The sequence below is a fragment of the Brevibacillus choshinensis genome (assembly GCF_016811915.1).
GTDB lineage: Bacteria > Bacillota > Bacilli > Brevibacillales > Brevibacillaceae > Brevibacillus > Brevibacillus choshinensis_A.
The window spans coordinates 12,501-22,500 of record NZ_CP069127.1; the positions used below are offsets into that span (position 1 = coordinate 12,501).

General features: G+C 51.1%; 6 protein-coding genes and 1 rRNA gene (2 of these 7 only partly in view). 4 read left to right on the forward strand and 3 right to left on the reverse strand.

What is annotated here, in order from left to right; translation table 11 throughout:
* Positions 1–1,455 (forward strand): 23S ribosomal RNA (locus tag JNE38_RS00165) (it extends 1,470 nt beyond the left edge of the window).
* A 223-nt stretch (positions 1,456–1,678) separates the two neighbouring features.
* Here JNE38_RS00165 and JNE38_RS00170 read toward each other — a convergent pair.
* From JNE38_RS00170 to JNE38_RS00180, 3 genes are all read right to left on the reverse strand, one after another.
* Entirely contained in the window at positions 1,679–3,043 is a 1,365-nt protein-coding gene (locus JNE38_RS00170) for a sensor histidine kinase (protein ID WP_203354747.1), read from the reverse strand.
* Positions 3,040–3,765: a response regulator transcription factor gene (locus JNE38_RS00175; protein ID WP_203354748.1), complete on the reverse strand. Its 726-nt coding sequence runs from the start codon at positions 3,763–3,765 to the stop codon at positions 3,040–3,042. The genes JNE38_RS00170 and JNE38_RS00175 overlap by 4 nt, the downstream gene beginning before the upstream one ends.
* Positions 3,766–3,946: 181 nt before the next feature.
* The gene (locus JNE38_RS00180) at positions 3,947–4,639 is read right to left on the reverse strand and encodes a hypothetical protein (RefSeq protein WP_203354749.1); all 693 of its coding nucleotides are present in this window, start codon (positions 4,637–4,639) and stop codon (positions 3,947–3,949) included.
* Between the two features lie 445 nt (positions 4,640–5,084).
* On the opposite strand from JNE38_RS00180, the gene abc-f reads away from it, so the two are divergent.
* From abc-f to gyrA, 3 genes are all read left to right on the forward strand, one after another.
* The gene (gene abc-f, locus JNE38_RS00185; RefSeq protein WP_203354750.1) at positions 5,085–6,728 is read left to right on the forward strand and encodes a ribosomal protection-like ABC-F family protein; all 1,644 of its coding nucleotides are present in this window, start codon (positions 5,085–5,087) and stop codon (positions 6,726–6,728) included.
* A gap of 100 nt (positions 6,729–6,828) precedes the next feature.
* Complete coding sequence (locus JNE38_RS00190; protein ID WP_203354751.1) at positions 6,829–8,013, forward strand: MFS transporter; 1,185 nt, start codon at positions 6,829–6,831, stop codon at positions 8,011–8,013.
* Between the two features lie 211 nt (positions 8,014–8,224).
* A protein-coding gene (gyrA, locus tag JNE38_RS00195) for a DNA gyrase subunit A (protein WP_203354752.1) crosses the window boundary here: on the forward strand, positions 8,225–10,000 show its 5' portion. 774 nt of this gene lie beyond the right edge of the window; the window shows 1,776 of its 2,550 coding nt (coding positions 1–1,776); the start codon lies at positions 8,225–8,227; the stop codon falls past the right edge of the window.

The window sequence follows — 10,000 nt, forward strand, 5'->3', positions numbered from 1 at the left end:
GACGCAGGAGGATAGGGTGAGCGGCCTACTGGATGGCCGTCCAAGCAGTAAGCCTGGTGTGTAGGCAAATCCGCACACCGTAAGGGCAAGCTGTGATGGCGAGGGAAATGTAAGTACCGAAGTCCCTGATTTCACACTGCCAAGAAAAGCGTCTAGCGAGGAATAAGGTGCCCGTACCGCAAACCGACACAGGTAGGCGAGGAGAGAATCCTAAGGTGCGCGGGATAACTCTTGCTAAGGAACTCGGCAAAATGGCCCCGTAACTTCGGGAGAAGGGGCGCCCCGGTAGGGTTTATAGCCCGAGGGGCCGCAGTGAAAAGGCCCAAGCGACTGTTTAGCAAAAACACAGGTCTCTGCGAAGCCGCAAGGCGAAGTATAGGGGCTGACGCCTGCCCGGTGCTGGAAGGTTAAGGGGATGGGTTAGCGCAAGCGAAGCTTTGAACCGAAGCCCCAGTAAACGGCGGCCGTAACTATAACGGTCCTAAGGTAGCGAAATTCCTTGTCGGGTAAGTTCCGACCCGCACGAAAGGCGTAACGACTTGGGCGCTGTCTCGGCAAGAGACCCGGTGAAATCATAATACCTGTGAAGATGCAGGTTACCCGCGACAAGACGGAAAGACCCCATGGAGCTTTACTGTAGCCTGGTATTGGAACTTTGTGCATCATGTACAGGATAGGTGGGAAGCTGAGAAGCAGGGGCGCCAGCCTCTGTGGAGCTGTCGGTGGGATACCACCCTTGATGTACGGAGTTTCTAACTCGTCGCCCTTATCGGGCGAGAGGACCATGCCAGGTGGGCAGTTTGACTGGGGCGGTCGCCTCCCAAAAGGTAACGGAGGCGCCCAAAGGTTCCCTCAGAATGGTCGGAAATCATTCGTAGAGTGTAAAGGCAGAAGGGAGCTTGACTGCGAGACCTACAAGTCGAGCAGGGACGAAAGTCGGGCTTAGTGATCCGGTGGTTCCGCATGGAAGGGCCATCGCTCAACGGATAAAAGCTACCCTGGGGATAACAGGCTTATCTCCCCCAAGAGTCCACATCGACGGGGAGGTTTGGCACCTCGATGTCGGCTCATCGCATCCTGGGGCTGAAGTAGGTCCCAAGGGTTGGGCTGTTCGCCCATTAAAGCGGTACGCGAGCTGGGTTCAGAACGTCGTGAGACAGTTCGGTCCCTATCTGTCGCGGGCGTAGGAAGTTTGAGGAGAGCTGTCCTTAGTACGAGAGGACCGGGATGGACGCACCGCTGGTGCACCAGTTGTCACGCCAGTGGCACAGCTGGGTAGCTATGTGCGGACGGGATAAGCGCTGAAAGCATCTAAGCGTGAAGCCCCTCCAAGATGAGACTTCCCACAGCGCAAGCTGGTAAGACCCCTCATAGACGATGAGGTTGATAGGTTCGGTGTGGAAGCGTGGTAACACGTGGAGCTGACGAATACTAATCGGTCGAGGACTTATCCACACACTCTTGGCAAACATGCAGATCCAGTTTTGAAGGTGCGAACGAGCCATCCGGTGAGGGTGGTTTTTTTGTTATTACAGAACTTTGTGGCTTCCCACGGCTCTGTCCGAATTGGAAGGAAACGCGCTCACTCCATCTGTTTCCCGGAATATGTAACGGTAAAAGAGGAAAGGGAAAACACAAACAAACACCCGAGGAGAGTTTCTTGCTCGGGTGTTTGTATTCAGCTTTCTACAGGCGGGCGTATGGGTAGAGCGATGCGGAACATGGCCCCGGCCACTGTCCCATTTCTTACATCGATGACTCCTCCTGATCTCTCGACGATCGCACGGGAGATAGCCAGCCCTAAACCTACGTCTCCATTCTTGCCTTTGACAAATCGGTGGAACAGATGAGGCAGCAGCTCTTCTGAAATACCCTCACCATCATCGATGACTTCAATCGTGGCGTGGTGTTTTCCTCCCTCAATTCTGATCTCAATATGCTCGTTGGCATGACGTAGCGCGTTGCCCACGATGTTTAGCAGGGCTTGCAGGATCTTGCCTTCGTCGACGTACAAAATAGGGTCTGCGGTCAGGAGTCGAACGGTGACACTCATATTGTGTTGTACCTTTAGCGGATGCAGACGCTCAATCACTTTTTCTACCAGGTCTTTGGCCGAGTAGGCGGCAGGGTGAAAAAGGTCTTCCTCGCCCTCCAGCTTTGCCAGCAAAATAATTTCCGTGACAATGTGTTTTAATCGATTCGTCTCAGCGACAATCACGTCTAGTCCTTGTTCTGCCGACCGGTCTGTAAAGATACCGTCCCGAATTCCCTCTGCGTATCCTTGAATGGACATCAGAGGGGTTTTTAATTCATGGGAAGCATTCTGTAAAAATTGTCGCTGGATTTCATGGAATCGATCCAGTTCCTGTGCCATCGAATATACACTTTCGGAGACTTCCGCGATCTCTCCCCGAGCAGGGATGTGGCGGACCTCAGAAAAACGTCGAAACTGCACTTTCTTAATTTCTTTCACCAACTGGTTCAATGGACGGACCATGCTTTTTGTCATAAAAAAACTGAGCAATATCGTGGAGACTGCGCCGATGAGCAGGACGACAAAAATGCTTTGAGTTAGCTCCATACGTGCTTCCTTCAAGCCACGGACAGGAGAGCTAAGAATCAGTCTCTGTTTTTCATCGTTCTTTAGGGGCAGATTGACCACGACATAATCATCGCCGCCAACCATCCAAATGTTTTTGTCTTTCCGCTTTTCCGCTTTCCGCTCCAACGCCTCCAACCACTGATTTAAATTTGCGGATGGGAGAGTGGTATACAGGACTTTTTTCTTTTTACCCAGCAGCAAGACCTCCACCTTGCGATTGGAGACAGACAGCCTCTCCAGCTCGGTTATGGACTCTGGCTGGACGCTTTCTGAGGCGTCCTTATTCTTGTCAATCCATGTTTGGCCTTTTAGAATCAGCTCATTTTTTTGCTGCTCAATCAAGTTGTCGAGCAGAAAGGAGTAAATGAGGCTGGCAGATATTGAAGTGAGGACGATCAATAAGAGGCTGAACATGAGAGTTATCCGTAATTGGAGACTCATCGTTCCTGTGTCCTCTCCGTGGAGCGCAGGCGATAGCCGAATCCCCATACGGTTTCCAAAGGGATATTGTCCAGCTTCTTGCGAATGCGTCGTATCAGATCATCGACGACTCGATCACTGCCGAAATAATCGTCGCCCCAAACCAGTGTCAGCAGTTCATCTCGTGAGAAAGCGCGGTTCGGATTTTCCGACAGCAACGAGAGAACTTGAAATTCCTTGGAGGTGACCTCAATTTCCGCTCCAAGTGAATAAACCAAACGTTTTTCCTTATCCAGAACGAGCAGCCCTTTTTCTGGTTGATCGACTGAGATCTCCTCTTCGGCGCGAGAGGACCACTCTCCGCGGCTTTTCATATGCTCCCAGCGACGAAGCGCCCGATTGGCACGCGCTACAAGCTCACGTGGACTGAATGGCTTAGTCAAATAATCATCACTGCCCAATTCCAGGCCCAAAATCTTGTCCACTTCTTCATCGCGTGCCGAGATCATGATGATCGGGGTCTCGGATTCCATGCGAATGCGGCGGCAAAATTCGTAACCATTCATTCCGGGCAGCATGATGTCCAGCACCCATAAGTCGGGTGGATTCGTTTCTTTCAGATGAATTGCCTCTTCTGCTGACGACACACTGACCGTCAGATACCCTTCTTTTTGCAAGTAAGCTTCTACAATCTGGCGGATATTCGGATCGTCGTCTACGATGGCGATGGAAAAAGGCTTCATAGGGTTCCTCCGAGACCTTCGTATTCTTTTCCCATTGTACAACAGATCCGCGAGAGAACAGTGGATCTGTGCGTTTTCCCACACTTTTCCCAAACTTTTTTATCCCACGGTTTTCTGGCCCAAAAAAAAGACAGCCTCGCTATGATGCGGAGCCGTCTCTGAGAAGGAGAGCAGTAAAGTCCTATTGAAGGGCTTCGTAAATCGAAGTTTTTTGCGACAAGATCTCGGATTTCAGAGCATTCAATTGCTCAGTTAGATCAATGGCATCGTTCAACGAGGATTGCCAAGCGTCATCCCCGTTTTTGTAGGATTCCTTGGCAGCAGTGAGAGCGCCTTCGATCTGCTGTTTTACTTGCATAACTTCCTCTTTGTTCGCTTTCTTTGCATCTCGAATCGGTTTGACTTCGGCAAGCGGCTCCTTCAGGTTTTTATGACTTTCTTTTACTTGGGCTACTTGATCGGCAATGGGAGCCAATTTCGCTTCGATGGTTTGATGATTCGCTTCCAATTGTGCCTTGATGGATGCGATTTTTTCTTTGTCTTTGGCTTGTTTCGCTTCTTTCAGCTGGCTTGTGAGACTTTTGTTTTCCTCGCGCAGCGGCTTGAGCTCTGCCAGAGCTGCCTTTACCGTATCACGCACTTCCTGGGGAACGTCACCCTTGAGGGAATCCCAGACAGCTTTGTTTTTTTCGCCTTGGGCTTTTAGCTGGGTATTCATCTCTTTTGTTTGGCTGTGGAGGGTCTTCAGCTGTTGGAATTCAGCAGTCTGTTTCAGCTTTGGCTCTTTTGCCGGCGCTTCCTGTGCATGGATGATACCTGCGCTGCTTGCGAGTAAGCTGGTGGTAAGCAAAGATACAGAAAGAATTTTTTTCATGGGTCGATCACTCCCTGTCAGGTAATGGTGTACGAGTACCATGGTAGAGGGGAAGTGTGAGAAATGTATGGGATTAGAGAGGGGAAAGGATCAAAAAACAGCAGTCTTGAATTCGACCATTTGTTGGGGTAAAATGGGGGTGTTTCCAAAAATCGTGCGAGCTACGCAGGAGGGTAATCCATTGAAAGATCGTTTCGTTACTACCCAACCAAATTCCATAGTAACGAAAACGTATCGGGTGCACTCCATATAACCAGTTTCTTTTTGCGTGCTTACAATCATGCAAACAAGACAAACGTGAATGTCCAAGGCGCCGGTATGTCGGTGCCTTTTTCTATGTAGTGGGGAGAGTCATCGGCATGTCCGGTGGCTTGGCATATGGTCGAGGGAGACAAAGGGCGTCGGATATTCCGGCGTCTTTTTTATTTGAAAAGGAGGCATGTGTATGCTTTTACTGGAAGCGCGCCATATCGAAAAAAGCTACGGGGATCGCGTCATTTTCCGGGCAGATAAATTGGAAGTGATGAATGGAGATCGTATTGGCATCGTCGGGCCAAATGGGGCAGGGAAGACTACGCTGCTCATGATTTTGTCGGGGGAGGTGCAGGCGGACAGCGGCACGGTTTCTGCCTTTGCGGATTGTGCTCTTATTCGTCAATTGGAGCTGGCAGAGCAGGAAGGTACCTCAAGCAAAGGGCGTCAGAAATGGGGAGTGTCACAGGTCCACGACTCCCTGAGCGGGGGAGAGCATGTGCGACTGAAGATTGCTTCCGCGCTTGAGAGGCAGGCCCCCTTGCTGTTTGCGGACGAACCGACCAGCCATCTGGACTTATCCGGGATCAGGCAGTTGGAGGAATCCCTCGATTCCTACCCAGGGGCAGTTTTGCTCATTTCGCATGACCGGGAGCTGCTCAATACCCTATGCACGCGGATATGGGAGGTCGAGCATGGAGCGGTGACCGAATACAAGGGGAATTACTCTGCTTACCGCAAGCAAAAGGAACAGAAAAAGGAGAGGGAATGGGTCGAGTACGATGCGTACCAAAAGGAGAAGAAACGGCTGATTCAGGCTGTGTTTGAAAAGAAGCAGCATGCGAGGAGTATGAAGGATGCTCCCAAGCGTATGAGCAATTCCGAAGCAAAATTGCACAAGATGCAGGCCCAGGGAAAGCGGGAAAAGGTGGAGCAATCAGCCAAAGCCCTGGAGAGCCGACTGGCGCAGCTGGAAGAGAAGGAGAAGCCAAAAGAGCTGGCACGTGTGCAGTTTGACCTCCATCAGGAAGGCGAATTCCGGGGGAGAACCGCGATTCATTGCAATCAGGTAAAGGTGCAGGCAGGTTCGCGTACTTTGTTTACAGATCTCGCATTCCGTGTGCAGAGAGGGCAAAAGGTGGCGCTCATCGGGGCGAACGGGAGCGGGAAATCCACACTCCTTTCCATAATTGCCCAAAAGGCAGAGGGCATCTCCGTGTCCCCGGGAATTCGGCTGGGGTATTTCAATCAGACCTTAACGATTCTCGATCAGGAGCTGTCCATTTTGCAGAACGTAAAGAAAGACAGCCGTTATCCGGAGTCTACGATTCGTACGGCCCTTGCGCGGTTATTGTTTCAAGGAGATGCCGTCCATAAACAAGTATCTCTTCTCAGCGGCGGTGAAAGGGTGAAAGTGGCGCTGGCAAAAGTGTTTTTTGGGGATTATCATGTGCTGCTGCTCGATGAACCGACCAACTATCTGGATATCCCGACACAGGAGGAGCTGGAGCTGCTTTTAGCCGACTTTCCGGGTGCAATCCTGTTTGCCACACACGATCGAAAGCTGATGGCTGGCTTGGCAGACGCTGTACTTTCATTTGATGAGCCCGAGCCACTCCTTTTCTCAGGCGGGTACCAGGAGTATCAGGAGGCAAAGAATCGAAAAGGAACGCGGGATGAGAAAGCGGAGCAGATCCTCCTGCTGGAAACGAGGCTGACCGATCTGATAAGCAGGCTATCTGTACCGACCTTGCCAGCGGAGGATAAAGAGAGGTTGGATCGAGAATACGAAGAGACGTTAACGCAGCTGCAGATGTGGAAGCGTTCAGCGAAGTAAGTGTCGGAAAGCACATTCCCGGCAGCAAAAGGATTGACATATACAGACTTAATAAATAATAATGTATATAAAATGTCGCTGAAAACGGGAAGTGAGAAGCTTGAAGGAAGAACATTCATTATGGACCAAGGAGTTTGTCATACTCGCACTCTCCAATTTTATGCTGTTCGTTGCATTTCAAATGCTCATACCGACACTGCCGGTGTATATAACCGATAAGGGCGGCGATCAATTGGCCGTGGGGCTGGTCGTCAGTCTGTTTACCGTCTCCGCATTGCTGGTTCGACCGTTTACTGGGAAAGCATTGGATTCGATGGGGAGACGCCCCGTTCTGTTGAGCGGGCTTGGGATCTTTTTGCTGGCCGTTTGCGGGTACTACTGGATGGCCAGCGTCGCGCTGGTTTTGGCTCTGCGTTTTGTGCACGGGATTGGCTGGGGCATCGTCACGACGACCTACGGGACGATCGTATCTGACATCATTCCGGCTGCGCGTCGAGGTGAGGGAATGGGGTATTTCGGGATGTTCACCAACCTCGCGATGGCAGTAGGGCCGTTAATCGGGCTGTCGGTGTCCCAAGCCTGGGGGTACGGCTGGCTGTTTGGCGTATCCGGTGGTTTGACTGCGCTTGCGATGATCTTGTCCCGTTTGGTTGAGATCAAAGCCCCGATTGCGGCCACACATCCGGGATCGGCAGTGAGCGGAGGTCTGTTTGAGAAAAAGGCGCTGTTCCCCGCACTGCTGGCTTTGCTCACCGGGGTGATGTACGGCGGAATCGTGAGCTTTATCACGCTGTTCGGGAAAGAAGTAGGGATCGAGAATGTTGGACTGTACTTTCTGTTCAATGCGCTCTCCCTGATGCTGATCCGTCCCCTTTCCGGAAAGCTTTTTGATCGAAAGGGGCCATTCTGGGTGTTGATGCCAGGTGGAGTGATTACAGGCATCGCGGTCCTGGTATTGTCTTATAGTACGACAGAGGTAGGCTTGATTGCGGCGGCTATCTTGTTTGGGGTCGGAGCGGGGGCCGTGCAGCCTTCTCTCCAGGCGTGGACGATTCAGCGGGTAGATCCATCCAGACGCGGTGCCGCTACGGGCACCTTCTTTTCCGCCTTTGACCTGGGGATTGGGGGAGGCGCCATGATTTTGGGCGCGATAGCCAAGTACACCGGATTTGCGCTCATGTACCGCTACTCCATGCTAGTCATGGTTCTGTATCTGGTGATTTATCTCGTTTACGCAGTCCGGCAATCCAAAAAAGCTACAGCACCCAAAGCGGTTTCCTCCTGACCGTTTTGGGTTTTTTTCTTGTGATCCAGTAAGCTCGATTTCAGAATATTTTTGGAAATATATAGGTAAACGCTTCAGGAAGGAAACGGAGGCTGTCAGAGCGGCAGGGGAAACAGGAGGAATTGACCAATCACACTGGATTTTTTGGACGTGTCCTCTTTCTATATGGTATAATGAAGTATTGCGATAACCAGTTGGAGGTTTACCTTTTATGGCAGAAGAAACTGCTCGGTTTCCCAAAGTCGATATTAGCCAAGAGATGAAAGAGTCGTTCATCAGCTATGCGATGAGCGTTATCGTGAGTCGGGCATTGCCTGATGTTCGAGACGGACTCAAGCCTGTACACAGGCGCATTTTGTATGCCATGCATGACATGGGCCTTACTCCTGACAAAGCATTCCGCAAATCGGCAAACACGGTCGGGGAAGTAATGGCAAACTACCATCCACATGGTGACTCTTCGATCTATGAAGCGATGGTCCGGATGGCACAAGATTTTAACATGCGTTACATGCTGGTAGAAGGTCAAGGGAACTTCGGTTCTGTCGACGGTGACCCGGCAGCGGCGATGCGTTATACCGAGTCGCGCTTTTCAAAGATTGCCTTGGAGCTTTTGCGCGATATTGATAAAGAAACGGTCAACTTCGCACCGAACTACGACGGTCGCAAAGAAGAACCAGTTGTTATGCCTTCCCGGTTCCCGAACCTTTTGGTCAATGGATCGGGGGGTATTGCCGTTGGGATGGCGACGAATATCCCGCCGCATAATCTGACGGAGGTCATCGATGGCGTGACTGCCATGATCGACAACCCGAACATCACCATTCCGGAGCTCATGAAGATCATCAAAGGGCCAGACTTCCCTACAGCTGGAGAAATTCTCGGCTATAGCGGGATTCGTCGTGCCTATGAAACCGGCCGCGGTTCGATCATCATGCGCGCCAAAACATTGATTGAAGAAGAAAAAGGAAAGCCGCGCATCATTGTGACGGAGATTCCTTATCAAGTCAACAAAGCTAGACTCGTGGAGAAGATCGCGGAGCTGGTTCGTGAAAAGAAAATCGAAGGCATCACCGACCTGCGCGATGAGTCCGACCGCAAAGGGATGCGTATCGTCATGGAATTGCGCCGTGATGTGATTCCAAAGGTTGTCTTGAACAACCTGTTCAAGCACACGCAAATGCAGACTACTTTTGGTGTGAACATGCTGGCTCTCGTAGATGGCCGCCCTCGCGTCCTGAATCTAAGAGATATGCTGTACTACTATTTGCAGCATCAGCGTGAAATTATCCGCAGACGTACGGAATTCGATCTGAAGCAGGCTGAGGCACGCGCTCACATCCTGGAAGGTTTGCGTATCGCGCTCGATCATATCGATGAGATCATCAGCCTGATCCGTGCTTCCCAGACAACGGAAGAAGCGCGCGATGGACTGATGGCCAACTACAGCTTGAGCTACGAACAGGCACAGGCGATTCTCGACATGCGTCTGCAACGCCTGACCGGCTTGGAGCGGGAGAAAATCGAGAATGAGTACCAGGAACTGATGGCCAAAATCGCGGAATTGCGCTCGATTCTTGCTGACGAAGGCAAAATTTACGGCATCATTCGCGATGAGCTGAACGAAATCAAAGAGAAATTCGGAGATGATCGTCGCACAGTTATTACGATCGACGAGAATCATATTGAAGATGCCGATTTGATTCCGGAAGAAGATGTGGTCATTACCTTGACCCATGATGGATATATCAAGCGTACCCCTGTATCCACTTACCGCGCGCAAAAACGCGGAGGCCGGGGAATTCAAGGACTTGGTACCAAAGATGACGACTTCGTCGAGCATCTTTACATCACCAATTCGCATGATTACATCATGTTCTTTACGAGCAAGGGCAAGGTATACCGCCTGAAGGGCTTTGAGATTCCGGATCTCAGCCGTACAGCAAAGGGTACGCCGATCATCAACCTGATTCAGATTGAAAAAGGT